The organism is Heterorhizobium halophytocola (assembly GCF_017873095.1).
Lineage (GTDB): Bacteria > Pseudomonadota > Alphaproteobacteria > Rhizobiales > Rhizobiaceae > Allorhizobium > Allorhizobium halophytocola.
On the sequence record NZ_JAGGJU010000007.1, the window covers coordinates 204442 to 229145 of the forward strand.

The window sequence follows — 24704 nt, forward strand, 5'->3', positions numbered from 1 at the left end:
TTCGTCGTTCCGAAGTGATGCTAACTTCTCAAACGCCGCTTAAGAAATTTTGTTCCCCGGCCGATTGCATATTCGTCGAATTGTCCTGAGTGGCGTTTTGGGCGAGCACCGGCGACGGCGTCCGGGTCACGTTCCACCTTTGGTGAATGAGCTGGTGGATGAATTCGAGCTTCTGCGTGATCGCCGCCGACAGTACGAAGGGGTAGATGTCGTGCTGCCCCATCGAACGGTTGATGCTGTTGAGCGCGATCGTCACCGGCACCCAGCGATCGACCAGTTCGGTGGCGCTCGCAGCGGCATAGGGGTCGTAATTCGCCCCGGCCGGCTCCAGTCCGGCGGCAGCCAGGTGTCGGCTGTCGAACCTCAGGCCGAAGGACAGCGCGGTCTCCAGCCCGTCGGTCATGTGGATGTAATGTGCCCAGGTCTCGGCAAAGTCTTCCCAAGGGTGGGAGGTGGCATAGGTGGAGACGTAATCGTTCTGCCAGCCGGCGGGCGCGCCGTTCTGATAATGCTCCTGCAGGGCCTCGCCGTAGTCGCGGCGCTCGTCGCCGAAGATTGCGCGGCAGGCATCGAGCTTGCCGCCGTCATCGACCAGCATGTCCCAGAAGAAATGCCCAAGCTCGTGGCGGAAATGGCCAACGAGGGTACGATAGGGCTCCCCCATGTTGAGCCGCATGCGCTCGCGCTCGGCATCGTCGGCCTCGGCAAGGTTGATGGTGATATTGCCCTGGTCGTGACCGGTCATCACCTTCTGCACTTCGCCGTCCGGAGCTTCGACGTCGGCGGCAAAGGTGAAGGCGAGCGAGCGTCCCTCCTCGGACGGCAAGGGAAGCGGCAGGTTCCATCGCAGCAGCGAATAGAAGGCGTAGCGCTTGGCGCGTTCCATCGCCGCCCAGTGCTCGATATTGCCATCGACAGAGAGGTTGGGGATCATGACATTGTGTCGGCACGCGCGGCAGAGCGTGCCCTCCCCATTGTCCTCGACCATCCAGTTGCACACGCCGTGCGAGACGTTGTCGCAAAAGAAGGCTGTCGGCGAAGCCGGTTCCTGGGTGATGACCGCGCCATCGGCGCCGACGGCCGCCATGTCGTTGGCCCAGGGACGATAGCCGAGCCTGAAACTGCATTGCAGGCAGGTCTCGTTATCGAAATGGACGAGATTGGTGCAGTTCGGACAATGGAAGGGCTTCATCGCGCTTTTCTCACTTTCCGCGGCAGCGGAGGGAAGGGAAGGAGGGTTCTGACCAGCGCCTGCAGGATCAGCAACGAGGGCACGGCAATAAATCCGCCGATCGGTCCCCAGAGCCAGAGCCAGAAGGTGAGCGCCAGGAAGACGGCAAAGGGATTGATCGTCATGCTGACGCCCAGCACCTGATTGGTGACAAACTGGGATTCGATTAGATTGAAGAACAGGTAGACGCCGGGGGCGAGAAGGATGTCGCCGCCATGGCTGGTGGCGAGGCCAACGCCGAACAGCAGCAGCACCATGACGGCCGGTCCGACATAGACGACATAGTTCAGGACGGCGGCCAGGCCTCCCCACAACAGCGGCGAGGGGACGCCGACCAGCCACAGACCGAGCGAGACGGACAGCCCGAGGCCGAGATTGATCACAGAGATCGTCAGCAGGTAACGGGCGATGAGGAATTCGACATCGCGGAAGAAGCGGGCGGTGCGCAGCCGCAGGCGTCGGGTCATGCAGAGCTTGAGCACGCCCAGCCGGAACTGGTCGCGGGTGGCCACAAAGAAGTAGAGGCTGACAAAAAACAGCAGCATTTCGGCGACGATGGCCGGCGCGAGCGTCACCATGTTCTCGACCGCGTCGCCATTGGCAACCTTGACGGTCATCGCGCCGGTCTGGCCGACGACATCGGTGAACTGGCGCTGGACGGCGGCGACCGAACTCAGCAGGTCTTTCCAGCTGGCGATCTGCAATTGCAGGCTCTTCCAGATCTGCGGCGCCTGCGCCGCCCAGGCCGACAGCGGCACGGCAAAGGCAACGACCGCAGCCACCACCAGAAACAGGAAGAGCAGCACGATCAGGATGGATGACAGCCATGACGGCAGGCCGAGCCGTTCCAGTCGGTCGGCGACAGGTGTCAGCATCAGGCCGATGACCACCCCGAGAAAGATCGGGGCCGCGATGATCTGGGCATAGTCCAGCGTGTAGATCAGGGCGAGAAGCGCCAGTGCGACCATGGCAACCTGACTCGAAATCGCGATGGTATTCTGCAATTCGAGACGTTTTACCGGGCGCGGCGGCTTGGAGCCCGTCTGGACATGAAACATTAATTGGATCCCCGTTTAGCCGCCACAACGCGGCACGTCAGGCTTATGTTCCAGTCTTGCGAGGGTCTCAGCCCACTGGGACAGCGCTATTTTTTCATTTCAGCTTAAATATGGTCGGCCGGCCTTTGCCAGCTATTCCGCCAGGGCTCTATTCGTGCCGCGGCCGATGTCGAGCCCGGCATGCCCGGTCAGTTCGGTATGCCCTCGGGAAAGGAGAGATCATAGGTGATCTCGGTCTTGCCGATGGTGTAGCGCGCAATGCCGTTGACGGAGGCCGGAACGACGCGTTCGAGCACGGTGCTGCCGAAGGACGGCAGGCGCGCCTCGGTGTCGTCCGCAAGCGATTTCGACGAACGCGGCTCGAGCCAGCGGATGTCGAGCCAGGGTTCGCCGTCCTTCATCACCCGGCTGCAGGAAATCTCGACGGACTTGTTCGACGAGCCGAGATTGCCATGGCTGACCGCATTGACGATCAGTTCGTGCAAGGCCAGCCCCAGATGCAGCGAGGCATTGGGAGACAGAAGCGGATTTTCGCCGGTGATGCGGATAAGTCGGCTGTTGTCGGCCAGATATTTGTCCGTCTGGCCCTCGACCAGTTCGACGAAATAGGTGCCGCGCCAGCTGCTGTCGGTGATCAGATCCTGAGATTGCGACAGCGAATAGATGCGGCCGCGGAACTTGCCGAGGAAACTGTGCAGCGAGTCGGAATAGCGTGCCGTCTGGGCGGCGATGCTCTGAATGATCGCCAGCAGGTTCTTCGACCGGTGGCTCACTTCACGCAGCAGCGCACGCAACAACCGTTCGCGGCGCAGGTCCTCACTGCGGTCGAGAATGATCGTGGCCAGGTAGCGACTGCCGTCATTGGCGGTAAAGGTGTGGATGCGGAACTCGAACACCACGTCGGTGCCCAGGGTGATTTCCAGCTGATCCCGCTCGACAGTCTCCAGCAAAGTGTGTTTGAGCGCCCGGAGGCGCTCGCTGTTTTCTTCACCGAAGATATTGAGATCGGAGGGCGTGACGCCCGGCGGTAGCTGCCAGTAGTCGGGCAGGCCGGTCACACACAGATAGTTCAGGTTCAGGTCCTGCAGAATGAACGAGGCCTTCATCTCGAGAAGTGTCGAGATGAAAAACTCCAACAGCCTGTCTTCGGCTAAACCTTCCCTATGCCATGCCAGCCGGTTCACACCGATACTCCATTGCCCGTGCCCTGTTGTGCTGTGGTGTCCGCCGCAACGTTCCAGACGGCCGTCGCAGGACCGCCATCCTGCCGAGGTGACCGCTTCAAGGCGAACGCCCTATGCCGGCTTAAGTTCACTTTCGTTGAAAAAAAGTGCCTGGCTGATCAGCGCCTTCACCATGTCGGGGTTGAAGGGCTTGGTGACGAGGAAGGCCGGTTCGGGCCGTTCGCCGGTCAGCAGACGCTCAGGGAAGGCGGTGATGAAGATCACCGGTACGGACGAGACGCGCAGAATGTCATTGACGGCGTCGACACCCGAGCTGCCATCGGCGAGCTGGATGTCGGCAAACACCATCTTTGGATTCGTGCGATTGAACAGGTCCACCGCTTCCTTGTGGGTACGTGCAATACCGGTAACGCTGTGACCGAGTTCGGTGACCATCTGTTCGATGTCGAGCGCGATCAGCGGCTCGTCCTCAATGATCATCACGTCGGTCGCAACCTGCCGCGAAATTTCCAGCGACGCTTCGGACAGCAGTTCGTTGATGCCGTTCAGGTCGACATCGAGCACTTCGGCGGCCTCTTCGCGGCTGAAGCCTTCGACGGCCACGAGCAGGAAGGCGTGGCGCGCCCGGGTCGGCACACTTGCCAGATTGGCAGCGGCGCGCTGTTCCCATGCAAACGGCGAGTCGATCGGGCGAACCTCGACATCTGTCGTCTGAAAGATTTTCACGAAGAGCTTGTAGAGCGAGATCCGATCACTGGATGCTTCGGGGAAAACACCAAGGTCTGCGATCAGTGCCTCAAGGCAGGCGGCGACATAGGCGTCACCAGACGTCTGCGAACCCGTTACGGCGCGCGCATAACGACGCAGATACGGCAGGTGGGCCGCCACGCGGGTAGTCAATGACATGAAAAAGTTCTCCTTAGGCCCGGCAAAAAAAGTCTTTACCCACTCGAAATGCTGAGACGGAAAAAAAGTTCCGACATCGTAAGGAACTTTTTTCCCCTCTCTGATTTAATCCAGACCTAGTATAGCAGACCGGGGAACGCAACGGGGTTGGGCATGCCGCATAAGGAAGAACCGTCGACAGACAAGTCGGCAATCGTCGAACCGGGCAATGGCGACCAGATGATCGCCAGCACGCTGAAGCGTTTTTACGACGGCCTGGTAGACGAAGGCACGCCCGACGGACTGATGGATCTGTTGGAGCGGCTGGACGAGGCAGAGCGCAAGGCGTCGCCGAAAACGCCCGAAGCATAGATTCGATTTTGCTGGCGTAAGCGCAGATTTACAAAACAATCGCTGTCGACAACCCAGATCAAGAGGCGGCGAAAACTTCTCATGCCGCCTCTTTTCAGATCTTCGGTCCAAATCTTCCCGCGAGAAACGTGACCGCTGCCACGCCGAGCACGCCCATGATCGGATGCCGGCTCAGGAGGCCGTTGACGAGCAGCGTGCCCTGCTGCTGGACGGCGGCTTCCATGCGGATGGCCGTCATCATGCGGCGCCTGCGCTCCATCCTGTCGCGGATCATCACAACGGCAAAGGCTATCAGTGCCAGCACGATGTTGAGCAGGCATATCACCCCGGCCGCCGTGGCGGCGCTGTAGGTTTCGGAAAGCTTGATTGCCAGCGACAGCATGCCGGCGATGTAGGCCACCAGCAGGAAGAAACCGGCAATTGCGCCCGCGATCAGCAGGCGCTTGGCGCGTCCGACGGCGAACGAGGCATCAGCTTTCAAGCCGTACAGAAGTGATCCTAGCATTGACCGCTCCTGCCCGTTCAGCGACGGGACAGGAGGGCGGCGACGAATCCGACGCCGGCGGCGATGGCAACCGACTGCAGGGGATTGCGGCGAATACGGTTGGAAAGATCTTCTTCCATCTCCGAAATCTGGGTCTTGGCCGCTTCCTTGGCGTCTCCGGCAAATTCGGTTGCCTTGCGACGATAGCTTTCGGCCCGCTCCGCGCCGAAGGTTGCCACCAGGTCGGCAAGCGAAGAGATGTCGCTGCGAAGCTGCGACAGCTGTGCCTCGAGATCCTCGGTGGTGATGGAAGGGGCGTCGTTCAGGGTATCTGTCGAAGTTGCGGTGGTCTTCTCAGCCTTGGCAACGGCCATGAGCGCTCTCCTTAGTTGTCATGACGGCGCAATACTGCCGTCGGTCAAAACGCTAACGCCCGATGCGGATGTTGGTTCCTTGCAGAAAGCAGAACAGCGCTTGGTTCCGACCGGTACTAAGGCTTGCAAATCACGTTGTTTGACGGATGTCCACTGCTGATTGACGGCGGGGGACAGTCAGGCTAATACCTCAATATTAGTTGAGGTGTGGCGGCGTGTTGCGACGTGGCAGGGACAGTAAAGCGCATCAAGGATCTGAGCGTCGGCGAACTTGCAGCGCGCGCCGGCGTGGCGGTGTCTGCCGTGCATTTCTACGAGGCCGAGGGGCTGATTTCCGGCTGGCGCACATCCGCCAACCATCGCCGTTACGGTCGTGATGTTCTGCGGCGCATTGCGATCATCAAGGTGGCTCAGCGGGCCGGCATTCCCCTGAAGGAAATCGCAGCAGCATTGGCGACCTTGCCGGAAGGGCGCACACCGACCGCCAAAGACTGGGCGAAGCTGGCGGCCGGCTGGAAGGATGATCTCGATAGGCGCATCCATCGGCTGACGCTTCTGCAGAGCCGGCTTGCCGGCTGCATCGGCTGCGGCTGCCTCTCGGTGGACGCCTGTCCGCTCTATAACCCTGATGACAAGGCCGGCGCCGAAGGCAGCGGCCCGCGGTTGCTCGACCCAGACTGAGCTTCAGGACGTTACGGCTGCGGCACGTTCGATGCTTGCATGCCGGTCGTCAGTTGATGCGCGTCCATTGCTGGCTCTTGCACAGAATGCCGCCGAGCACGCATCCCTTGGTGGTCATCGCCTTCGCCGAGACGTCGATCGAAAGCTTGTAGGTCATGTTGCGCTGCGGGTCGAAGGCCTTGCCGGAGTAGCTGTTCTCGGAATCCTGGTCGATGGTCATGACCAGCTTGTCGCCGACCTTTTCCTTTTCATGCCCGGGCTTGATCCAGGTATTGACCGCGCAGACATCGCTGCCGCACGGCTTTATCACCACCTTGGCATTGCCGTCGCCGCGGGCCCAGTTGCCGTCCAGCGGTGCGCCGGCGGCCAGTGCCGGTCCGGCGACGACGGCTGCAAACAGGGCGGCTGCGATTGATAGACGCGTCATGTCACTCTCCCCATGGATTGATCGTATTTCACTTAAATACGCGGTGAGCTGGCAAATGGTTTCACCCAAAGGCAAAAAACAGTGCGCCTGCTTTTCCGTCCGGGGACGGCAATCCGACTGCCGCTTGCCGGCGTAATAGGATGGAAATGGAAACAGGAGCGCGTCCGTGAACCTTATCGGCCTTGTTGTCATCGCAGTCTGTCTCAGCATCGCCATGATGGTTGCATGGTGGGTGCAGCGCCGCACGGGCGCCAGCGGCTGGGTGGATGCCATCTGGTCCTTTGCCGTCGGTCTCGGTGGCCTTGCGGCCGTGCTGCTGGCCGATGGCGATTTCACCCTGCGCAAGGCGGCGCTGATCGTCCTGGTCGGCTTCTGGTCGCTGCGTCTGGGCGGCCATATCGCCACCCGCACGGCCAAGGGCGGCGACGATCCCCGCTACAAGCAATTGTCGGAGGAATGGGGCGAGGCGTTTCCGCGCCGGCTGTTCCTCTTCCTGCAGATTCAGGCGGTTGCCGGCCTTGCACTGGCCGTCTCCGTCCAGGCCGCGGCCTCCAATATGGCCGAATTTCCAGGTGTCTTGGACATGATCGCCGTGCTTGTCGCGATCATCGCGGTTGTAGGCGAAGGTATCGCCGACCGGCAATTGGCCCGGTTCAAGGCGCAGCCCCATGCCAAGGGCGCTATCTGCGAGAAGGGGCTGTGGGGCTGGTCGCGCCATCCGAACTATTTCTTCGAATGGCTGTTCTGGTGCGCCCTGCCTTTCCTCGCCGCCAGTCTTGCCGATGCGCGGCTTTCCAGCCTGCTGTCGCTGCTGGCACCGCTGATGATGTACTGGCTGCTCGTCCATGTCTCCGGCATACCGCCGCTGGAGGCGCATATGCAACGGTCGCGCGGTGCCGCATTCCGGGACCTGCAGCAGCGCGTCAACGCCTTCTTTCCCGGCCCGCCGAAGCGTGGTGCCGGACACTCGTCCTCACAATCCGCCAGGGAAACCCGCCCATGAACCTGCACGCCATCGCCATCAACGCCGTCGAGAGAAATGCCATTCCCGACAGCATCACCCGCGCCGGGATAGAATATCTCGTCGGACGGACCAAGCGGCGCCTGGCAAAGCTGCCGGGCGACGAGGAGGTCGCCTTTGCACTCGACATGGGGCGGTTCCCGATCGCCACCCATACCGACGAGGCCAATCAGCAGCATTACGAGGTTCCGGCCGAATTCTTCGCCCGCGTGCTCGGCCCCCGGCGAAAATATTCGAGCTGTTTCTACCCCGACAAGGCAACGACGCTCGAGCAGGCGGAACTGCATGCGCTGGCCGAAACAGTGGCCCATGCGGGCATCGAAGATGGCCAGACCATTCTCGAACTCGGCTGCGGCTGGGGGTCGCTATCGCTCTACATGGCCGAAAGCTTTCCGCATGCGCGGATCACGTCGGTATCGAATTCGGCCTCGCAACGGCGCTATATCGAGCAGCAGGCGGCCGACAAGGGGCTGACGAACCTCACCATCGTCACCGCCGACATGAATGATTTCTCGACCGATACCCGTCACGACCGTGTCGTTTCCGTCGAGATGTTCGAGCATATGTCGAACTGGCAGGAACTGCTGGTGCGCACCCGGTCCTGGCTGAAGCCGGAAGGGCGGCTTTTCCTCCACGTCTTCACGCATCGCAACCGTTCCTACCGGTTCGACCACAATGATCCGGCCGACTGGATCGCCAACTACTTCTTCACCGGCGGCATCATGCCGGCCCACGACCTGCCGCACCGCTTCCCCGAGCTGTTTCATGTCGAGCAGGAATGGCGCTGGTCGGGCGAACACTATCGCCGCACAGCGCTGGACTGGCTTGCCAATTTCGACAGCCAGACAGTCGAGATCGACCGGATCCTCGAGGGGGTCTATGGCAAGGCGGATGCCGTGCTCTGGCGTCGCCGCTGGCGGCTGTTCTTCCTGGCAACCGCCGGCCTGTTCGGCCATGCCGGCGGGGATGTCTGGGGTGTCGGCCACTATCTGCTGGCGCCCAACGCGGGCTGACGGGACAGCGGCGGCTATCAGCCAAAATCGACCGCATTGGTGTTGGCGCCGCAGACGAGAACCGCGACGCGCTCGTTTTCGTCAGGCACATAGCGGCCCGACAGCAAAGCTGCAAAGGCTGCGGCACCACCCGGCTCGGTGGCGATGCGGGTTGTGTCCCACAGCGCTTTCTGTGCGGCCCGGATATCCTCGTCTGCGACCAGCACCGACTGCGCCACATGGTCTCTTGCTATCGCGAACATGAGGTCGCCGACCTGTTTCGGCGCCAGCGAATCAGCGGCAATGCCGCCTGCGGGAGACGGGACAGGCTTGCCGGCGGAAAGCGCATGATTCAGCGTTGGCGCCTGTTCCGGCTCGACCGCGACGATCTTCACCCGACCTTCGTACCAGGCGGCAATGCCGCCGATCAGGCCGCCGCCACCGACCGCGACGAGCAGCGTGGTGATCTCCGGCAGATCCTCCTCTATCTCCTGGCCTAGCGTGCCCTGGCCGAGCAGGGTCTCGACCTGGTCATAGGCGTGGATCTGGCGGGCGCCGGTCTTTTCCGCCAGTGCCTGGCTTGCGGCCAGTGCGTCGGCATAGAGGTCGCCGCCGATGACCAGGTCAGCGCCATAGGCGCGGATGCGATCGGTCTTCGATTTCGGGCTGACGGCGGGAACGAAGATGGAGGACTTCACCCCGAGCTTCATCGCGGCATAGGCGACGGCCGCGCCATGATTGCCGCCGGACGCGGCGATCACGCCGGCATCCGGCACGCCCTGCGAGAGAAGGTTGTTGAAGGCGCCGCGCACCTTGAACGAGCCGGAATGCTGCAGGCATTCGAGTTTCAGGTCGACCGTCCGCGAGGGACGGCCGAAATCCGCCATGTCGACGCGCATTACCGGTGTGTGGCGGACATGATCGCGGATGCGCGGGGCGACGGCCGCTATGCGTTCGCGCGTGATCTCTGCTACTTCGGCCATGTTATGCTCCCATCCTGCGGACCTGTCTTGACTGTCTCTTCGTTAATTCGCAAAATAACGAAATGCAAGCTCTGACCGTCTACAAGGCCCTCGCCAGCGACAAGCGGCTAGCCATTCTCGAATGGCTGAAGGATCCGCGCGCGCATTTTCCCCCGCAGGCGGATGGCGATCTGGTGGAGGACGGCGTCTGTGCGCTGCTGATCGCCAACAAGCTGTCGATCAGCCCTGCGACGCTGAGCGAACATATGCGCGTTCTGCAGCAGGCGGGACTGGTGAGCGCCCGCAAGATCAAGCAATGGACCTTCTTCAAACGCGACGAGGATCAGATCGCGGCGTTGAAGTCCGGCAGTTTCGCCGAGCTTTGAATGCTTGGCGCGGGGGTGGTGCACCCGGCGAAATTTGCGTGACAGCCTGGTCCGTTCCTGAAACACTGGCCGCTTGAGAGACAGGGGCGTCCGTCAAACCAGACGGGCTGAGACGTACCCTTGGAACCTGAACCAGATCATGCTGGCGGAGGGAGTCGCTCGGGTCTGTGCCCCATGTCTTTCGGCACGCTTGCGGCCCGTAGACCCTGCCCCGCCGGAAAGGGCAAAGATGACCGGCGAAAATCCCCACTGTTTACGACCGATCCGCAACCTGCTGTCGATTGCAGGCTCCGACCCGTCCGGCGGGGCCGGCATCCAGGCCGACCTGAAGAGCTTTTCCGCCCGCGGTGTCTTTGGCATGGCGGCGATGACCGCGTTGACCGCGCAGAACACCAGGGGCGTGACTGCCGTTCATCGGCTGCCGCCGGACTTCGTTCGTGCGCAGGTCGAAGCGGTCTTTGCCGATATACGGGTGGACGCGGTGAAGATCGGCATGCTGGCCGAGGCCGGTATCGTCGAGGCCGTGGCGTCGACCTTGCGGCGTCACCGCGAGGTGCCGGTCGTGCTTGATCCCGTGATGGTCGCCAAGGGTGGGACAAGTCTGCTGGACGCTGCGGCAGTCGTGGCCCTGAAGACGCAACTCGTGCCGCTGGCCCGCCTGATCACCCCCAATCTGCCCGAGGCCGCCGCCCTGCTGGGCCGAGCGGAGGCTAGAAGCCGGGAAGAGATGCTGGAACAGGCCCGGCGACTGCTGGCCCTGGGACCGGAAGCGGTGCTGGTCAAGGGAGGGCACCTGACAGGTGACGACAGTCCGGACCTGCTGGTGACGACAGGCGAGGCGCACTGGTTCGAAGGCGAGCGCATAGTTACTGCCAATACCCATGGCACCGGCTGCTCGCTCTCGAGCGCAATCGCCGCGGAGCTTGCCAAGGGTGCGCCCATGCGCGACGCCGTCGCGATTGCCAAGCATTGGCTCGTCGGCGCGATCGCTACGGCCGGGCAGCTCTCGGTCGGTGCGGGCCATGGCCCGGTGCATCACTTCCATGGACTTTGGCCAGAGGGGAATGCCTGACTGCGATCAGCGGCCCAGAACGGGTTTCGGCGCAGCAAGGCTCATGGAAGAGCCGGCCGGCTCTTCCGCCGAGGCCAGCTGTTCGAAGCCGGTGGTGTTTTCGAACTTCTCCCAGCTCGCATCCATGGCATAGGCCTGGGAGAGAAGCGGGATGCTGAAATGGCCGAAGTAAAGAGAAAGCTGGCCTTCCGCCTTGTCGTCGGGCACCCCGGCGATCTGGTGGAGATAGATGACCGAGGCGAGCCCGGTTCGGTCGGCGCCGGACTTGCAATGGATCAGCAGCGGCTTGGGCGCCGTGCGCATCAATTCGGTCAGCTCGCGAATGCGCTGCGACGAGAGTTCGCGGCGCGCCGACATCCGGAAATCGAAGTGGCGGATGCCGCGGGCGTCGGCCGCCTTGATCTCGGTATCATACCAGGGGGAGCCATCGTTTTCGCCGCGCAGGTTGATGATCGATTTGATCCCGTATTCGCTGGCATATTCGTCGATCTGGGCGGCAGACGGCTGCGCCGATCTGTAGACCTGGCCCGGTATTACCGTGTGCAGATTGCCGTAATATTGCAGGTAGCCGCAATAGCCGCCGATGGCAGCGACGCTTACAAGCACGACCGCGCCGAACCGGCCGGCCTGTTTGAGGATTGCACGCAGCATGATGGCTCCCAGCGCTGTTCAATTCGCCGTGATGCTAGGCATGCTTGCTGACAGTCACCTGAAGTAAAAATGTCAATTCCGCGAAGTCTTCATGACGGAACAATGTTGGTCGGTCTCGGGGCAGGCCGGCGTCAGATGGCATTGTCCGGTGAGCTGCAGGGCATCCTTGGTTTCAGCCTGCCGCTCAGAAGGGATAGCGCCCATCCTCGCGGCATCGACCGTCAGGCGAACCAAAGCGAAATGCCCAATCAGTGGTCCCTTGTGCCATCTGCCCAAAAAATGCTTGTCTTCGATCGCAAAACATCGCCATCAACACCCGAGCGTTAGGGATTCGCTAACCAAACAGGCGAAGACTGGACGCTTGACGCCGCACGCCGCGGCAAAGCCGGAGATTTCAACAGCATGTGCCGCTGGGCAGCCTATCGCGGAGAGCCTCTCTATCTGGAAGAACTGGTGTCTTCCCCCGCGCATTCCCTGATCGAACAATCCCATTGTGCGACCAAGGCAAAGACCTCGACCAATGCCGACGGCTTCGGCCTTGCCTGGTATGGCGACCATCCCGAGCCCGGACGCTTCCGCGATGTCCTGCCGGCCTGGTCGGATTGCAATCTGAAAAGCCTGTCGCGGCATGTCCGCTCACCGCTGTTCCTGGCGCATGTGCGCGCGGCAACCCATGGCGCGACCCGTCGCGACAATTGCCATCCCTTCGTCAAGGACAGCTGGTCCTTCATGCATAACGGCCAGGTCGAGCATTTCGCCGATCTGCGCCGGCGGATCGAGTCCATGCTCGATGACGAGCATTTCAACGCCCGCACCGGCTCGACCGATTCCGAACTCCTGTTCCTGCTGGCGCTGCAGTTCGGCCTCGCCGAACGTCCGCTCGAGGCCATGGGCGAGGCGATCGGTTTCGTCGAGCATCTGAGCCGCGAGGTGAAGGGCATGGCGCAGATCAAGTTCACGGTTGCCTTTTCCAACGGCAAGAGCCTTTATGCGGTGCGCTATGCCAGCGAAGGCTATGCGCCGACGCTGTTTGCCGCACCGATGGGCCGCGACGGCGGCTATTGCCTGGTCTCCGAACCGCTCGACGACAACAAGGACACCTGGGCGGAAATCCCGCCGGGCAGTGCCGTGATCGTTGGCGAGGACGGGCTCGATGTCGCAGCCTTCACGCCGTTTTGGGATGCGGCGAAGGTCGCCGCGGAATAGCCGTAGCCGCAAGCATGGCCGCCGTTTCGCAAGGCCCCTATACCGCCGGCGAGGCCTTGGCCTGCCGGCGCACTTCATCGATGAAGGTCTTCAAGGCCCCCGCCGCCGGATCGCCGCGATAGGCGAGGGAAAGCGGTGCCTCCAGCGGGCTGGCCGCAAGGATCCGGCGGTAGGACACGCCTGAAGTTTCGAGCCGCGCCAGCGAGCGCGGAATGATGGTGAGCCCGAGGCCGGCGGCGACGAGACTGAGGGTCGAGACGAAACGCGGCGTTTCCTGACCGACGCGCGGACTGAAACCGGCCTCGTGACAGGCGGTGATGATCAGGTCATAAAGCCCTTGCGCCGACTGGCGCCTGTAAAGCACGAAGGTTTCTCCGGCGAGATCGGCGAGCGCCACACCGTGTCCCGCAGCTGAGGCCAAACCCTCGGCGCCCTGGGCAAGGCGGTGCGTGTCGGGAAGGGCGAGCACCATGTCCTCGCGCCACACGGGCTCGATCGTCAGCCGTGGATCGGGGCTTGCCGTCGATCGGACGAAGGCGGCATCCAGCCGTTCTGCCAGCAGGTCGCCGATCAGTTCCGCTGTCGATCCCTCTTCCAGCGTCAGCGACACATCGGGCGAGGCTGAGCCGTAGGCGCGCACGACCGAGGCGACCAGGGGGTGAAAGCCGGCCGAGCTGGTAAACCCGATCACGAGCTTGCCGGTTTCGCCACGCGCTGCCCGCCGCGCCGCATCGACCGCCCCCTCGACATCTGCGACCACCTGCCGGGCCCGCGCGATGAAGGCCTCGCCGGCCTCGGTCAAAGCCATGCCACGCGGCAGGCGGCGAAACAGCGGCGTGCCGATCCTATCCTCCAGTGCGCGGATCTGCTGGCTGAGCGGCGGCTGCTGCAGGCCCAGCCGCTCTGCTGCACGGGTCATGTGCCCCTCGTCGGCAACGACAATGGCATAGCGAAGATGACGCAGTTCGATCATGTCATACCTGTAACATATGGAATTTCAGTTATCCATATATTGGACAAGAGGGCGAGTCGGTCGTATCCAAAGAAGACACTGGATTGGAGACGAATGCATGAGTGCCGTAACCGAAAGCGCCGCAACCGATGCCGAAAGACCGGCGCCCGGGCTGCTCGAACTGTTCAGCGCCTTTCTGGAAATCGGTCTGATGGGCTTCGGCGGGGTCTTGCCGCTCGCCCGGCGGATGATCGTGGAGAAGCGCCGCTGGCTCACCGAGACGGAATTTACCGAAGTGCTCGGCCTGTGCCAGTTCCTGCCCGGCGGCAACATTCTCAACATGTCCGTGGCGCTCGGCATGAAATTCGGCGGCTGGCGTGGCGCACTCGCGGCCTTTACCGGCGTGATCGCGGCACCGACGGCGATCGTCATCTGTTTCGGCGTGATCTACAATCGCTACAGCGATAACCCGCAGGTCGAGCATGTCTTTGCGGGGCTTGCGGCCGCGGCTGCCGGCCTGCTGATCGGCATGGCCTGGAAGATCGCCCGGCCGGTTGCGGCCAAACCCTGGGCGGCAGCAATCGCCCTTGTCTGTTTCGTCGCGATTGCGGTGCTGCGCCTGCCCTTGTTCTGGACCCTGCTGGTCCTGGCCCCGATTTCCATATTGATCAGCTGGAGGCTTTCGCGATGACCGCGCTGCTGGTGTCACTGGCGCTTCTGTTCGGCGAACTGTCGCTGCTGGCCTTCGGCGGGGGCAATGCGGTGCTGCCGGAAATGCAGCGGCAGGTCGTCGAGATCCATCACTGGATGTCGGCGCAGGAGTTTTCCTCGCTCTTCGCGCTGGCCCAGGCAGCGCCCGGGCCCAATCTGATGATCGTGCCGCTGATCGGCTGGCATCTGGCGGGGCTGCCGGGTCTGCTCGTCTCGTCGGCGGCCAAGTTCATCCCGTCGGGGCTGCTCGCCGCCTGTGCCTTCAGGCTCTGGGAGCGCCATAGCGATCGTCCCTGGCGCAAGGTGGTGCAGGGCGGTCTCGTTCCGATGACGGCGGGCCTGGTCTGTGCCAGTGCGGCCATCATCACCGAGGCGGTGGCGACCTCGCTCCCGCTGATCGCCATCACCATCGTCTCCTCGGGCTTGATGGCCTTTACCCGGCTGCACCCGATCGTTCTTCTGGCCGGCGGCGCCCTGGTCGGGCTGGCGCTGTAGAAAGAAGATGCAAGGCTGTGCCCAAGGAGTGCGCCTCGCTCAACCGCGCAAAAGCCGCCGCATCGCGCAGCGGGTTGCCGGATCGAAACCCAACTGCGCTTCCGCCTGGAGCACGGCGATCAGGCGCGGACCGGCCGTCCTGTCGTCGACAATCGAAAAGCCGAGGCGCTCGTAGAACGGGCGGTTCCAGGCGACGTCGCGGAAGGTGGTCAGCGTGATGGCCGCGGCACCCGAGTGCATTGCCGCGGCGATGACGGCGTCCATCAAGGCGCGGCCATGTCCGTGGCCCTGCGCGGCGCGACCGACCGAAAGCTCGGCAATATGGATCGTATCGTCGTGACGCTCGATGGTGATGAAGCCGAGCGGTCTGCCGGAAGCATCTGTGCTGACCCAGGTCAGGCCCGCTGCGATCCGCGTGCGATGCAGATGCGCATCTGCGATCGGCATGCGGGCTATCCATGCCCGTCCGGGCAGTGTTTCGAACCGCCGGGCAGCGTCCGCCTCTATCGCGGGAAGGAGCGGGGCATCCGCTGCCGTGGCGGGCCGGACAGTGGGTCTCTCTGGCGTCAAAGTTTGGCGAGCTTGAGCGTGATCCACTCCGCCAGCCGGTCGGCGACCTCTTCCTTCGGCAGGTCCGGCCAGGCTTCGACGCCGTCCTTGCTGATCAGCTTCACCTGGTTGTTGTCGCCCCCCATGACGCCGCTTTCGGCGGAGACGTCGTTGGCAACGATCAGGTCGGCGCCCTTGCGTTCCAGCTTGGCGCGACCGTTGTCCTCGACGTTCTGGGTCTCGGCGGCAAAGCCGATGACGAGCTTGGGTCGCTTCTCGTGATGGCCGACGGTCTTCAGGATATCGGGATTTTCGGCAAGTTCGAGGGCAGGGGCGGCCTCGCCCGCCTGCTTCTTGATCTTCTGGTCGGCGGTGCCCGCCACCCGCCAGTCGGCGACGGCGGCGACCATGACGGCGATGTCGGCCGGCAGCGAGGAGATGACGGCGTCGCGCATTTCCTCGGCGCGCTCGACATGCACGGTCAGGACGCCGACGGGGTCGGGCAGGTTGACCGGGCCGGAGACGAGGATAACCTCGGCGCCGAGCCTGGAGAGCGCAGAGGCAATCGCGTGGCCCTGGCGGCCGGACGAGCGGTTGGCGATGTAGCGCACGGGATCGATCGGCTCATGGGTCGGGCCGGAGGTGACGATGGCCCGGCGGCCGGCGAGCGGCCTTGGCTCTTCCTCCAGCAAGGTCTCGACCGACTCGACGATATCGGTCGGCTCGACCATGCGGCCGACGCCGGCCTCACCGCGCTCGGCCATTTCGCCGCTGCCCGGTCCGACGAGGAAGATGCCGTCATTCGTCAAGGTCTCGACATTGCGCTGGGTCGCGGCATGCATCCACATGACAGGGTTCATCGCAGGGGCGAGCAGCACGGGCTTGTCGGTTGCCAGCAGCACGGTGGAGGCAAGATCGTCGGCGATGCCGTTTGCCATCTTGGCCATCAGGTTGGCGGTGGCGGGCGCGACAAGCACCATGTCGCAATCGCGGGCAAGCCGGATATGGCCGACATCCTGCTCGTCCTCGCGCGAGAAGAGATCGGTATAGACATGCCCGCCGGCAAGCGCACCGGCCGCCAGTGGCGTGATGAATTCCTGCGCGGCGGCCGTCATGATGACGCGGACCTGGTAGCCGCGTTCCTTCAGTCGGCGAATGAGGTCCAGGCTCTTGTAGGCGGCAATGCCGCCGGAAATGATCAGAAGTACGCGCTTGCCTGCAAGGGTCATGAGATTATCCGGCTACTCGAAACGTCAGCGTCGGCGCGACATTATCGCAAACGTGCCGAACGGCAAACCGCCGCCGGCGCATGTTCACATGTGGGATGGCAAAAAGAGGACCAGGGCGGGAAAAAGGATGAGAAGGACGATGCGCACGAAGTCGATCGCAATGAAGGGTGTCAGTCCAGAAAAGATCGTTTTCAGTCGGACATCGCGCACCACCGAGCGCAGCACGAAGGCGTTCATGCCCACCGGCGGGGTGATGTAGCTGATCTCGGTGACGACGACGATGAAGACGCCGAACCAGATGAGGTCGAAACCGGCGCTTGCGACCACGGGGTAGAAGATCGGCACCGTCAGCGTGATCATCGACAGGCTTTCGAGGAAGCAGCCGAGCACGAGATAGAGGCCGAGAATGATCAGGATCAGCGTCACCGGGCCGGTGCCGAAGGTGGCCAGGAGCGTCTGCAGGTCCGACGTCATGCCCGAGAGATTGACGTAATTGGTGAAGGTGAGTGCGCCGAACAGGATGAAGAACATCATCGCCGTGTTCTTGGCCGTATCGAACAGGGTGATCAGCGCGTCGTCTAAGGTAAAGCGGCCGGAAAACAGTGCCAGCAGCATGGCGCCGGCGGCCCCCATGCCGGCCGATTCCGTCGGTGTGAAGACGCCGAAATAGATGCCGCCCATGACGAAGACGAAAAGCAGCAGGGCGCCGGCCGTCCCCTTCAGCGCCAGCACGCGGTCCTTCAGCGGAAGTTTCGCCTCCGTCGGCAGGTCGAGACCGCGCCAGCGCACGGAAATCACCACGGCGGCCGAATAGCCGATCACGCCGATGATGCCCGGAACGATGCCGGCGAGGAACAGCTTGCCGATGTCCTGCTGGGTCATGATGCCGTAGAAGACGAGAATGACGGAGGGCGGGATCAGGATGCCGAGCGTGCCGCCGGCGGCAATAGAGGCGGTCGACAGGCTGTCGGGGTAGCCGAAGCGCCGCATCGAGGGCAAGGCGATCTTCGCCATGGTGGCGGCGGTCGCCATGGACGAGCCGCAGACCGAGGAAAAGCCGCCGCAGGCCAGCACGGTCGCGATCGCAAGGCCACCCTTGCGGTGGCGAAGCCAGGCATGCGCGGACTTGTACAGGTCTTCGGCGATGCCGGACTGCACGACGAAATTGCCCATCATCAGGAACAGCGGCAGCACCGAGAGGGAATAGTCCCGGCTGTTGTCGAAGAAGGTCTGGCCGAGCAGCGAAAGGGCAGGGCTCATGCCGATGATCGAGATGGTGCCGACCGTGCCGACCAGCGCCATGGCAAACGAGATCGGCATGCCGGAAAGCATCAGCACCAGAAGCAGCAGGGTTCCAATCGGCCAGGTCATGTCAGAGGCTGCGTCATCGTGCCGGCGGTGCCGGGCGGGCAAAGATGGTTGCAAATGTCACGGCAGCAGCAATTGCGGTCATCGCCGCGCAGAACCAGGCGACAGGAGCGACCGGCAGGTGCAGGCTGACCGTCTGCTCGCCATAGCCGGCCATGGCCTGTCCCTGGACGAAGAGCCGCCAGGAAATCACCGCCAGCGCAGCCGCCGAGAGCAGCCGCACGAGCAGCAGGCGCGGACGCGCCAGCACCTCGGGCAGGCGATCGACCAGCAGATCGACGGTCACGTGTTCCTCGTCGAAGCAGACGGCCGGCAGTCCGACGAAGATCACCGCCGACAACAGCAGGCCGGTGAGTTCCGTGGCGCCGGGCAGCGGGCTGTTGAACAGGTAGCGCCCGACGACGTCGGCCACGGTGATCAGCATCATCGCGACCAGCAGCGCGGCGCAGAGCCAGGCAATGGCCCGCCGTCCCGGCGATGCGAGAAAGGCGGCACGCCGGTCATCGGCTTCGGCAGGCGCCAGGCTCATTCGCCCTTGGCCGCCTTTTCGACTTCCTCATGCATCGCTGCCCGGACCGCCTCGACGTCGATGCCGGCCTTGGCGGCTTCTGCCATCTGCGCATCGATCACCGGCTTGAGATCCGCCTTGATGCCTTCCATCTCCGTGTCCGATGCAGGCACGAGCTTGACCTTGCCCTCCATGGCGGCCTTGCCGGCAGCGTCAGCCGCATCCCACATCTTGCCGGCGCGGCGGGCGAGCGCCTCGCCCGAGACACCGTCGATCGCCTTCTTGTCCTCGTCGGAGAGCGCGTCCCACTTGGCCTTGTTCATCACCACGTAGAAGGAGGTGTTGAACAGGCCGCCCGGCACGACGAGCGCGCTGTCGACCATCGGGATCAGCTTGAACGAGGCGACGCTTTCGAAGGGGAAGGTGATGCCGTCGGCAACACCGCTCGAGAGCAGTTCATAGGTCTTCGACGACGGGCCCTCGACCGGCACGGCACCGAGGCCCTTGACCAGATCGCCGACAATGCCGCCGCCGACGCGGATCTTGGCGCCCTTCACGCCGTCGAGCGTGGACAGATCGCGACCCTTGGTGAAGATCTGGCCGGGGCCATGAGTAAAGACGGCCAGTACATGCACCTTGTCGTATTCGCCGGCCTTGCGCAGCGTCTTGTCGAACACCCGCCAGTAGCCGACCGAATTGGCCTCGGCGCTGTCGCCGAGGAACGGCAGTTCGGCAAAGGCGGTGGTCTTGAAGCGGCCGGGATTATAGCCCTGCACGCCGTAGGTGATGTCGGCGACGCCATTGACGGCGAAATCGAAATGCGCGGCCGGCGGCCCGAGCGGGGCCGGCAGCACGTTGACCGTGACGCGCCCGTCGGTCGCTTCCTTGATCGCCTCGGCATAGGGCACCATCACATCCTTCATCAGCGGATGGGCGGGTGGAAGCCAGTTTGCCATGTTGAGCGTGGTATCGGCCGAGGCACCGCCGACATTTGCAAGCAGGCTGCCAAGGGCGATTGCCATGGAGGCGATGAGCTTCGGAAACGGCATGACGATACTCCGGTCGGTCGATCGGGAAGGAAGGGTGGTCCAGCATTGAAGACCGGGGCTCGTTCGAATGCAAGAGGCGAGGCGGAAAGCGGCCTGCAAAAATAACGGCTTGGAGGGCGGAGATGCGGTACGCCGACTGTGGGCGATCAGGTCTCGTTGGCCTGCCCGTCTTCCAGCGAGATGATCAGCGGCACCTCGGCCACGGTGCCCTTGTCAACGTCGAGATAGCGGATGCCGCTGCCCAGGTTGGTGGCCATCGACTTGACGATGCGGCTGCCGAGTCCGGTGCCCGTAGGCGCCTGTCCCTGGGTGAAGCCGATGCCGTCGTCCTCGACGCGCAACAGCGCCTCGTTGTCGCTTGTCCGGTACAGCGAGACACGGATCTCGCCGCTATCCGTCGCCGGATAGGCATATTTGAAGGCATTGGTCACGAGTTCGGTCAGTACCATGCCGACGGACACCGCCCTGTCCGACGTCATGACAATCGGATCGGCCTTGAAGGTCACGGGGATACGGTTGTCTGTCCGCTGTACCGAGCTTGCGATCTGGTCCATCAGCGTGCCGAGATAGCGATCCATTTCGACCCGGCGCACATCGTCGGTCGTGTAGAGGCTGCGATGCATGCCGGCGATCGCGGCGATGCGCGCCTGCGTATGCGACAGCTCGATCTTGGCTTCCTCGCTCTTGGTATTGGCCATTTGCAGGCGCAGAAGGCTGCCGACCAGGGCGAGCGAATTGGCGACGCGGTGATTGACCTCGCCGAGCAAGGATTCGGCATGATCCTTGGCCTGACGAATTTCCTCGTCGGAACGCAGTTTTTCCATGCGCAGGCGGGCGTTCTCGACGGATTGTTCTATGGCGCCGGTCAGCAGCGGCAGGAAATCGTCGCTGACGGTCTTGATCACATAGTCGGCGGCGCCCGCCTTCAACGCGTCGATGGCGATCTTCGCCTCGTTGGAACCGGTGACATAGACGACCGGCAGAAAGATACCGCTATCGCGCAACCGCTGGAGCACCTCGTGCCCGGTCATGTCGCGCAGGTAATGATCGAGCACGATGGCGTCGAATTCCTGCTCGGACTGAAGGTGACCGAGTGCCACGTCAAGATCCTCCGCATGAAGGACCTGATGTCCGAGGCGCCCGAGCGACTTTTGTACCAACCGTACAAAAGCCGCATCATCGTCCAGATAAAGGATGCGAACGCTCATGCGCGTTTAATGACCTCAGGGAATCTGCATGACGGAGAAAAACAGGCCAAGCTGCCGGATCGCGTTTGCGAAATTGTCGTAGTCCACGGGTTTGGTGATGTAGACATTGGCCCCAAGATCGTAACAGCGCTGGATTTCGCGTTCGTCGTCCGTCGTGGTAAGGATGACGACCGGGAGACGACGCGTATGCGGATTGCTCTTGATCTTCTCGAGAATGTCGGTGCCCGACATGTCCGGCAGGTTCAGATCGAGAAGGATCAGCAGATAGCGGTCAGCCGAGACCTCACCGCTGCGGTCCTTGCCCAGAATGTGATCCAGAGCGTCGGTGCCATTGGTGAATGGCACGATTTCATTGCTGACACCAGCACGGCGGACGTTCTTCTCGATGAGACGAGCATGACCCTCGTCGTCTTCGACCATAACGATTGTGACTTCTTTACCCACGGCTTTCATTATCCACTCCGCACTACTCTGGTCAAATCCGGTGGCAAGCGCAGGACGAAGGTGGACCCTTCATTCAATTGGGACCTAACGGTGATGTCACCGCCAAGGTTCCGGGCAAGGGACTGCACATGCGCCAATCCGATCCCTTCGCCTGTCTGATCCTGCGTGCCGGATCGGCGGAAAAGTTCGAAAATGCGCTCGTGGTCCGCGTCTGCGATGCCACGGCCATTGTCTTCAACCTCGATGCGCATCATCCCCCTGCTGTCTGGCAGGGAGCGCACGGTCAGGTTCAGTGGCCGCTCAGGATGTTTGTACTTAACAGCATTATCGAAAAGGTTACCAAGTATCTGTTCGAGCGAAAAACGGTCGGTCACGATGGTCTTGACCTTGGCGTCTACGGAAATCTCGCCGCCGGCATCGGTAACCTGGTGGTACACCGACTCCGCCGTTCTCTCCATCAACTCTGTAAGCCCTATATGCTCAGGCTTCAACTGCCGCTTGCCGTCGCGTGAGATCTTCAGGATCGCGTTGATCAGCCCGTCCATCTTCTTGGTCGACGAACGGATGAAGGCGATGGCTTCCGGCAGGTCCTCGGACGCGGCGAGCCGGGCTTCCTTGATCTGCTCCACGCTCGGCTGGGTATCGTCGGCCAGCACATAGGCCTGCAGCGACTGCAGCGAGGTTTCAAGCTCTGCCGTGAAACCCATGACGTTGACCAGCGGCGCGCGCAGGTCATGGGTGACGATATAGGCGAAGCGCTGGATTTCCTGGTTGGCCTTGATCAGGTCTTCGGTGCGCTCGTTGACGCGTTCCTCAAGCCCCTCGTTCAAAGCCTCGACCTCGCGGCGGGCCTGGGAAAGGGCGCGCACATGCTGGGCGATGACGAAGATCGCGCCGCTCATGACGATGGCGATCGCCAGCGCGCTGCCAATGGTGATCCAACGCAGCAGGTCGTTGGACTCCCGTTGCTGCCGGACACCCAGAGAGGCATTGCCCTCGGCACGGTCCTTGAAGGAATCGAGGATCTCGCGGATCTGATCCATCAACTGCCGGCCATATTCTGTCTTGATCACAGCGACGGCTTCATCGTCCTGACCGGTCTTTGCCAGGTTGAGCGTCTTGACGAGTTCGTTCAGTTTCTTGTCGACGAGATCGTTGAGCCGGGACATGCGACCTGCCAAGGCCGGATGCCCGTCCACCGATTTCGCAAGCTCCTCGCGGCTGCGGGCGATTTCCGCCTGCGCGTCCTCGTAAGGGGCGAGGAAGGAATCGTCCCTGGCAATGATGTAGCCGCGCTGACCGGTTTCGGCGTCGGTGAGCGTCTGGAGGAGATCGGCTGCCGACCGGCCGATCAGCCGTTCCGCCTCGATCTGGTCGAAGGTCGCGCCGTTGCGGTCCACGAGGTAGAGCGAGGACACGACGATGGCGAGCAGAAGCGCCGTCGCCATGGCCAGCATCAACAGGGTGGAACGGACGAAGGTGGCGTTATTGGCTGACATGTCGTCTCTAGGAAGGCCGGTTGGGCGATGCGCCGGGGCATCGTCTGTCCGGCTCAAGTTTTGCTAAAGCAGGCGACTGGTTCAGTCGGAGCAGGTACGAAATTTCTCGTAGCCGGAAAATGGCCCTCAGATCAACCGATTTGCAGGGCGATGGCCACCAATGCAATGGCAATTACCCAAAGTGCCACACGACCCCATCGACCGTGACGGGCCTCTGCCTTGCCGATCGCCTCGGCCGTGGCGCCGTCGAAGCGCAGGCCGTGCTCGCTCATATGCATCAGTTCGGAATGAAATTTTTCCGTCTTTGCGGCGATCTCCGGGGCGGCTTCGGCCAATCGCAGCGCGGCCTTGAACCCGTCCCTCAGATCGACGGCGATACGCTTCGGGCCGAGATTGTCGCGGATCCAGCTGGAGACCACCGGCTCGGAAGCCTTCCACATGTTGAAGCGCGGATTGAGCATGCGCGCCACGCCCTCGACCACGACCATGGTCTTCTGCAGCATGACCAGCTCCGGCCGGGTCTCCATGTCGAACAGTTCGGTGACTTCGAACAGCAGCGTCAGCAGGCGCCCCATGGAGATCGTCTCGGCCGGCTGGCCGTGGATCGGCTCGCCGATGGCCCGGATCGCCTGGGCAAAGCTTGCGACATCGTGGTGCGAGGGCACATAGCCCGCCTCGAAATGCACCTCGGCGACGCGCATGTAATCGCGCGTGATGAAGCCGAACAGGATCTCGGCGAGGAAACGGCGCTCCTTCTTGCCCAGCCGTCCGGAGATCCCCATGTCGACCGCGACGATCATGCCGGCCGGATCGACGAAAAGATTGCCCGGATGCATGTCGGCATGGAAGAAGCCGTCGCGCAGCGTATGGCGCAGGAAGCTCTGGATCAGGATATCGGCCAGATGGTTGAGGTCGTGGCCTGCCGCCCGCAAGGCCTCCACATCCGACATCTTGATGCCGTCGATCCATTCCATGGTAACGACGTCGCGGCCGGTGCGCTCCCAATCGACTTTCGGCACACGAAAGCCGGGATCGTCCTTGGTGTTTTCGGCGATTTCGGAAAGGGCTGCCGCCTCCAGACGCAGATCCATCTCGATCTTGGTGGTTTGCTCCAGCGCGCGGGTGACCTCGACCGGACGCAGCCGGCGCATATGCGGCACGAAGCGCTCCTGCAGGCTGGACACCAGATACATGGCTTCGAGATCATCGGCGAAGCGGCGGCGCACTCCCGGCCGCACGACCTTGACCGCAACCTTGCGCGGGCCTTCGGCGACGGTCACTTCGGCCGGGTGGACCTGGGCGATGGAAGCCGCGGCGATCGGCTCGTCAAAGCGGGTGTAGAGATCGCCGACGGTCCGCCCGAGCGAGCCCTCGATCGCCGCACGGGCCGCCTTGGGCGGAAAGAAGTCCATGCGGTCCTGGAGCCCCGCGAGATCCTGCGCCAGATCGGCGCCGACCACATCGGGGCGGGTGGCGAGAAACTGTCCGACCTTGACATAGGACGGCCCAAGCCGCGCCACGGCCTTGGCCAGCCGGTCGGACCGGTCCTCATGGCGGGCATGCGGGCGGGCAAACAGCCCGGTCAAGGATTTCATCGCCGCCACGGCCGGCGGCAGGCCTTCCGACGGCAGGGAAGCGATCACGCCTTCGCGCACCAGGACCCAGCCGACCCGCGCCAGGCGGAAATATGCACCAAGCGTGCTCAT

At 62.9% G+C, this 24704-nt stretch carries 28 protein-coding genes and 1 riboswitch; of the genes, 9 read left to right on the top strand and 19 right to left on the bottom strand.

Translation table 11 applies throughout. The annotated features are described in order from the left end of the window. Nucleotides 1-28: 28 nt before the first annotated feature. From J2Z17_RS14260 to J2Z17_RS14275, 4 genes are all read right to left on the bottom strand, one after another. On the bottom strand, nt 29-1192 hold the full coding sequence (locus J2Z17_RS14260; protein WP_209946149.1) for a zinc-binding metallopeptidase family protein: 1164 nt from the start codon (nt 1190-1192) through the stop codon (nt 29-31). Continuing rightward, the gene (locus J2Z17_RS14265) at nt 1189-2289 is read right to left on the bottom strand and encodes an AI-2E family transporter (RefSeq protein WP_209946151.1); all 1101 of its coding nucleotides are present in this window, start codon (nt 2287-2289) and stop codon (nt 1189-1191) included. Before J2Z17_RS14265 ends, J2Z17_RS14260 begins: the two co-directional genes overlap by 4 nt. Before the next feature lie 188 nt (nt 2290-2477). After that, entirely contained in the window at nt 2478-3425 is a 948-nt protein-coding gene (locus J2Z17_RS14270) for a sensor histidine kinase (RefSeq protein WP_245224107.1), read from the bottom strand. Nucleotides 3426-3584: 159 nt separating this feature from the next. Beyond that, the gene (locus tag J2Z17_RS14275; RefSeq protein ID WP_209946153.1) at nt 3585-4379 is read right to left on the bottom strand and encodes a response regulator; all 795 of its coding nucleotides are present in this window, start codon (nt 4377-4379) and stop codon (nt 3585-3587) included. A gap of 153 nt (nt 4380-4532) precedes the next feature. On the opposite strand from J2Z17_RS14275, the gene J2Z17_RS14280 reads away from it, so the two are divergent. Beyond that, the gene (locus J2Z17_RS14280; RefSeq protein ID WP_245224108.1) at nt 4533-4730 is read left to right on the top strand and encodes a NepR family anti-sigma factor; all 198 of its coding nucleotides are present in this window, start codon (nt 4533-4535) and stop codon (nt 4728-4730) included. Between the two features lie 94 nt (nt 4731-4824). Here J2Z17_RS14280 and J2Z17_RS14285 read toward each other — a convergent pair whose 3' ends face one another. Then, entirely contained in the window at nt 4825-5235 is a 411-nt protein-coding gene (locus J2Z17_RS14285; protein WP_209946155.1) for a hypothetical protein, read from the bottom strand. A gap of 17 nt (nt 5236-5252) precedes the next feature. After that, nucleotides 5253-5588: an ElaB/YgaM/YqjD family protein gene (locus tag J2Z17_RS14290; protein WP_209946157.1), complete on the bottom strand. Its 336-nt coding sequence runs from the start codon at nt 5586-5588 to the stop codon at nt 5253-5255. A 225-nt stretch (nt 5589-5813) separates the two neighbouring features. Between J2Z17_RS14290 and soxR the strand changes: the two genes are divergently transcribed. Then, nucleotides 5814-6269 carry a redox-sensitive transcriptional activator SoxR gene (soxR, locus tag J2Z17_RS14295; RefSeq protein ID WP_209946159.1) on the top strand — a complete coding sequence of 152 codons (456 nt, stop codon included), beginning with the start codon at nt 5814-5816 and terminating at the stop codon, nt 6267-6269. Between the two features lie 49 nt (nt 6270-6318). Here the strand turns inward: soxR and J2Z17_RS14300 are convergent, their stop codons facing one another. Further along, on the bottom strand, nt 6319-6696 hold the full coding sequence (locus tag J2Z17_RS14300) for a DUF2147 domain-containing protein (RefSeq protein ID WP_209946161.1): 378 nt from the start codon (nt 6694-6696) through the stop codon (nt 6319-6321). 214 nt (nt 6697-6910) lie between these two features. On the opposite strand from J2Z17_RS14300, the gene J2Z17_RS14305 reads away from it, so the two are divergent. Together J2Z17_RS14305 and J2Z17_RS14310 are read left to right on the top strand one after the other, a co-directional pair. After that, the gene (locus J2Z17_RS14305; RefSeq protein WP_209946340.1) at nt 6911-7699 is read left to right on the top strand and encodes a DUF1295 domain-containing protein; all 789 of its coding nucleotides are present in this window, start codon (nt 6911-6913) and stop codon (nt 7697-7699) included. After that, nucleotides 7696-8730, top strand: a complete 1035-nt coding sequence (locus J2Z17_RS14310) for an SAM-dependent methyltransferase (RefSeq protein ID WP_209946163.1) — start codon at nt 7696-7698, stop codon at nt 8728-8730. The genes J2Z17_RS14305 and J2Z17_RS14310 overlap by 4 nt, the downstream gene beginning before the upstream one ends. Nucleotides 8731-8747: 17 nt before the next feature. Here J2Z17_RS14310 and J2Z17_RS14315 read toward each other — a convergent pair whose 3' ends face one another. Then, nucleotides 8748-9692: a threonine/serine dehydratase gene (locus J2Z17_RS14315; protein WP_209946165.1), complete on the bottom strand. Its 945-nt coding sequence runs from the start codon at nt 9690-9692 to the stop codon at nt 8748-8750. 62 nt (nt 9693-9754) lie between these two features. Here J2Z17_RS14315 and J2Z17_RS14320 point away from each other — a divergent pair, with 62 nt between their 5' ends. Further along, a complete protein-coding gene (locus J2Z17_RS14320) occupies nt 9755-10057 on the top strand; it encodes an ArsR/SmtB family transcription factor (RefSeq protein WP_209946167.1) in 303 nt (100 codons plus the stop codon). A 72-nt stretch (nt 10058-10129) separates the two neighbouring features. Beyond that, nucleotides 10130-10228: riboswitch (TPP riboswitch) on the top strand. 58 nt (nt 10229-10286) lie between these two features. Beyond that, the gene (gene thiD, locus J2Z17_RS14325; RefSeq protein WP_209946169.1) at nt 10287-11129 is read left to right on the top strand and encodes a bifunctional hydroxymethylpyrimidine kinase/phosphomethylpyrimidine kinase; all 843 of its coding nucleotides are present in this window, start codon (nt 10287-10289) and stop codon (nt 11127-11129) included. 6 nt (nt 11130-11135) lie between these two features. On the opposite strand, the gene J2Z17_RS14330 is transcribed toward thiD, so the two are convergent. Further along, entirely contained in the window at nt 11136-11780 is a 645-nt protein-coding gene (locus tag J2Z17_RS14330; RefSeq protein WP_209946171.1) for a dual specificity protein phosphatase family protein, read from the bottom strand. 402 nt (nt 11781-12182) lie between these two features. On the opposite strand from J2Z17_RS14330, the gene J2Z17_RS14335 reads away from it, so the two are divergent. After that, complete coding sequence (locus J2Z17_RS14335; RefSeq protein WP_209946173.1) at nt 12183-12986, top strand: class II glutamine amidotransferase; 804 nt, start codon at nt 12183-12185, stop codon at nt 12984-12986. A 37-nt stretch (nt 12987-13023) separates the two neighbouring features. Here J2Z17_RS14335 and J2Z17_RS14340 read toward each other — a convergent pair whose 3' ends face one another. Beyond that, nucleotides 13024-13959, bottom strand: coding sequence for a LysR family transcriptional regulator (locus J2Z17_RS14340; RefSeq protein ID WP_209946175.1), 936 nt, complete (start codon nt 13957-13959; stop codon nt 13024-13026). A gap of 97 nt (nt 13960-14056) precedes the next feature. On the opposite strand from J2Z17_RS14340, the gene J2Z17_RS14345 reads away from it, so the two are divergent. Beyond that, a complete protein-coding gene (locus J2Z17_RS14345) occupies nt 14057-14629 on the top strand; it encodes a chromate transporter (RefSeq protein WP_209946177.1) in 573 nt (190 codons plus the stop codon). After that, nucleotides 14626-15144, top strand: coding sequence for a chromate transporter (locus tag J2Z17_RS14350; protein ID WP_209946179.1), 519 nt, complete (start codon nt 14626-14628; stop codon nt 15142-15144). The genes J2Z17_RS14345 and J2Z17_RS14350 overlap by 4 nt, the downstream gene beginning before the upstream one ends. Before the next feature lie 39 nt (nt 15145-15183). Here the strand turns inward: J2Z17_RS14350 and J2Z17_RS14355 are convergent, their stop codons facing one another. The 9 genes from J2Z17_RS14355 to ubiB form a co-directional block, all read right to left on the bottom strand. Continuing rightward, nucleotides 15184-15591 carry a GNAT family N-acetyltransferase gene (locus J2Z17_RS14355; RefSeq protein WP_209946181.1) on the bottom strand — a complete coding sequence of 136 codons (408 nt, stop codon included), beginning with the start codon at nt 15589-15591 and terminating at the stop codon, nt 15184-15186. Nucleotides 15592-15710: 119 nt separating this feature from the next. Then, nucleotides 15711-16922 carry a bifunctional phosphopantothenoylcysteine decarboxylase/phosphopantothenate--cysteine ligase CoaBC gene (gene coaBC, locus J2Z17_RS14360; RefSeq protein ID WP_209946183.1) on the bottom strand — a complete coding sequence of 404 codons (1212 nt, stop codon included), beginning with the start codon at nt 16920-16922 and terminating at the stop codon, nt 15711-15713. 84 nt (nt 16923-17006) lie between these two features. Continuing rightward, entirely contained in the window at nt 17007-18293 is a 1287-nt protein-coding gene (locus J2Z17_RS14365; protein WP_209946185.1) for a TRAP transporter large permease, read from the bottom strand. A 13-nt stretch (nt 18294-18306) separates the two neighbouring features. After that, the gene (locus J2Z17_RS14370; RefSeq protein ID WP_209946188.1) at nt 18307-18819 is read right to left on the bottom strand and encodes a TRAP transporter small permease; all 513 of its coding nucleotides are present in this window, start codon (nt 18817-18819) and stop codon (nt 18307-18309) included. Further along, nucleotides 18816-19847, bottom strand: coding sequence for a TRAP transporter substrate-binding protein (locus tag J2Z17_RS14375; RefSeq protein ID WP_245224109.1), 1032 nt, complete (start codon nt 19845-19847; stop codon nt 18816-18818). Before J2Z17_RS14375 ends, J2Z17_RS14370 begins: the two co-directional genes overlap by 4 nt. 146 nt (nt 19848-19993) lie before the next feature. Next, nucleotides 19994-21055 carry a histidine kinase dimerization/phosphoacceptor domain -containing protein gene (locus J2Z17_RS14380; RefSeq protein ID WP_209946190.1) on the bottom strand — a complete coding sequence of 354 codons (1062 nt, stop codon included), beginning with the start codon at nt 21053-21055 and terminating at the stop codon, nt 19994-19996. 15 nt (nt 21056-21070) lie between these two features. Next, complete coding sequence (locus J2Z17_RS14385) at nt 21071-21508, bottom strand: response regulator (protein WP_209946192.1); 438 nt, start codon at nt 21506-21508, stop codon at nt 21071-21073. Then, nucleotides 21508-22998 carry a sensor histidine kinase gene (locus J2Z17_RS14390; protein WP_209946194.1) on the bottom strand — a complete coding sequence of 497 codons (1491 nt, stop codon included), beginning with the start codon at nt 22996-22998 and terminating at the stop codon, nt 21508-21510. Before J2Z17_RS14390 ends, J2Z17_RS14385 begins: the two co-directional genes overlap by 1 nt. A gap of 131 nt (nt 22999-23129) precedes the next feature. Beyond that, the gene (gene ubiB / locus J2Z17_RS14395; RefSeq protein WP_209946196.1) at nt 23130-24704 is read right to left on the bottom strand and encodes a 2-polyprenylphenol 6-hydroxylase; all 1575 of its coding nucleotides are present in this window, start codon (nt 24702-24704) and stop codon (nt 23130-23132) included.

What these genes read in the sequence shown, in the direction of transcription:
- ubiB (WP_209946196.1), bottom strand. Translation starts at nt 24,704, where the DNA reads ATGAGCACGCTTGGTGCATATTTCCGCCTGGCGCGGGTCGGCTGGGTC.
- J2Z17_RS14300 (WP_209946161.1), bottom strand. Translation starts at nt 6,696, where the DNA reads ATGACGCGTCTATCAATCGCAGCCGCCCTGTTTGCAGCCGTCGTCGCC.
- J2Z17_RS14285 (WP_209946155.1), bottom strand. Translation starts at nt 5,235, where the DNA reads ATGCTAGGATCACTTCTGTACGGCTTGAAAGCTGATGCCTCGTTCGCC.
- J2Z17_RS14260 (WP_209946149.1), bottom strand. Translation starts at nt 1,192, where the DNA reads ATGAAGCCCTTCCATTGTCCGAACTGCACCAATCTCGTCCATTTCGAT.
- J2Z17_RS14305 (WP_209946340.1), top strand. Translation starts at nt 6,911, where the DNA reads ATGATGGTTGCATGGTGGGTGCAGCGCCGCACGGGCGCCAGCGGCTGG.
- coaBC (WP_209946183.1), bottom strand. Translation starts at nt 16,922, where the DNA reads ATGACCCTTGCAGGCAAGCGCGTACTTCTGATCATTTCCGGCGGCATT.
- J2Z17_RS14310 (WP_209946163.1), top strand. Translation starts at nt 7,696, where the DNA reads ATGAACCTGCACGCCATCGCCATCAACGCCGTCGAGAGAAATGCCATT.
- J2Z17_RS14380 (WP_209946190.1), bottom strand. Translation starts at nt 21,055, where the DNA reads ATGAGCGTTCGCATCCTTTATCTGGACGATGATGCGGCTTTTGTACGG.
- J2Z17_RS14265 (WP_209946151.1), bottom strand. Translation starts at nt 2,289, where the DNA reads ATGTTTCATGTCCAGACGGGCTCCAAGCCGCCGCGCCCGGTAAAACGT.
- J2Z17_RS14385 (WP_209946192.1), bottom strand. Translation starts at nt 21,508, where the DNA reads ATGAAAGCCGTGGGTAAAGAAGTCACAATCGTTATGGTCGAAGACGAC.
- J2Z17_RS14290 (WP_209946157.1), bottom strand. Translation starts at nt 5,588, where the DNA reads ATGGCCGTTGCCAAGGCTGAGAAGACCACCGCAACTTCGACAGATACC.
- J2Z17_RS14330 (WP_209946171.1), bottom strand. Translation starts at nt 11,780, where the DNA reads ATGCTGCGTGCAATCCTCAAACAGGCCGGCCGGTTCGGCGCGGTCGTG.
- J2Z17_RS14375 (WP_245224109.1), bottom strand. Translation starts at nt 19,847, where the DNA reads ATGCCGTTTCCGAAGCTCATCGCCTCCATGGCAATCGCCCTTGGCAGC.
- J2Z17_RS14320 (WP_209946167.1), top strand. Translation starts at nt 9,755, where the DNA reads ATGCAAGCTCTGACCGTCTACAAGGCCCTCGCCAGCGACAAGCGGCTA.
- J2Z17_RS14350 (WP_209946179.1), top strand. Translation starts at nt 14,626, where the DNA reads ATGACCGCGCTGCTGGTGTCACTGGCGCTTCTGTTCGGCGAACTGTCG.
- J2Z17_RS14390 (WP_209946194.1), bottom strand. Translation starts at nt 22,998, where the DNA reads ATGTCAGCCAATAACGCCACCTTCGTCCGTTCCACCCTGTTGATGCTG.
- J2Z17_RS14365 (WP_209946185.1), bottom strand. Translation starts at nt 18,293, where the DNA reads ATGACCTGGCCGATTGGAACCCTGCTGCTTCTGGTGCTGATGCTTTCC.
- J2Z17_RS14280 (WP_245224108.1), top strand. Translation starts at nt 4,533, where the DNA reads ATGCCGCATAAGGAAGAACCGTCGACAGACAAGTCGGCAATCGTCGAA.
- J2Z17_RS14345 (WP_209946177.1), top strand. Translation starts at nt 14,057, where the DNA reads ATGAGTGCCGTAACCGAAAGCGCCGCAACCGATGCCGAAAGACCGGCG.
- J2Z17_RS14370 (WP_209946188.1), bottom strand. Translation starts at nt 18,819, where the DNA reads ATGAGCCTGGCGCCTGCCGAAGCCGATGACCGGCGTGCCGCCTTTCTC.
- J2Z17_RS14275 (WP_209946153.1), bottom strand. Translation starts at nt 4,379, where the DNA reads ATGTCATTGACTACCCGCGTGGCGGCCCACCTGCCGTATCTGCGTCGT.
- thiD (WP_209946169.1), top strand. Translation starts at nt 10,287, where the DNA reads ATGACCGGCGAAAATCCCCACTGTTTACGACCGATCCGCAACCTGCTG.
- J2Z17_RS14340 (WP_209946175.1), bottom strand. Translation starts at nt 13,959, where the DNA reads ATGATCGAACTGCGTCATCTTCGCTATGCCATTGTCGTTGCCGACGAG.
- J2Z17_RS14335 (WP_209946173.1), top strand. Translation starts at nt 12,183, where the DNA reads ATGTGCCGCTGGGCAGCCTATCGCGGAGAGCCTCTCTATCTGGAAGAA.
- J2Z17_RS14355 (WP_209946181.1), bottom strand. Translation starts at nt 15,591, where the DNA reads ATGCCGATCGCAGATGCGCATCTGCATCGCACGCGGATCGCAGCGGGC.
- J2Z17_RS14315 (WP_209946165.1), bottom strand. Translation starts at nt 9,692, where the DNA reads ATGGCCGAAGTAGCAGAGATCACGCGCGAACGCATAGCGGCCGTCGCC.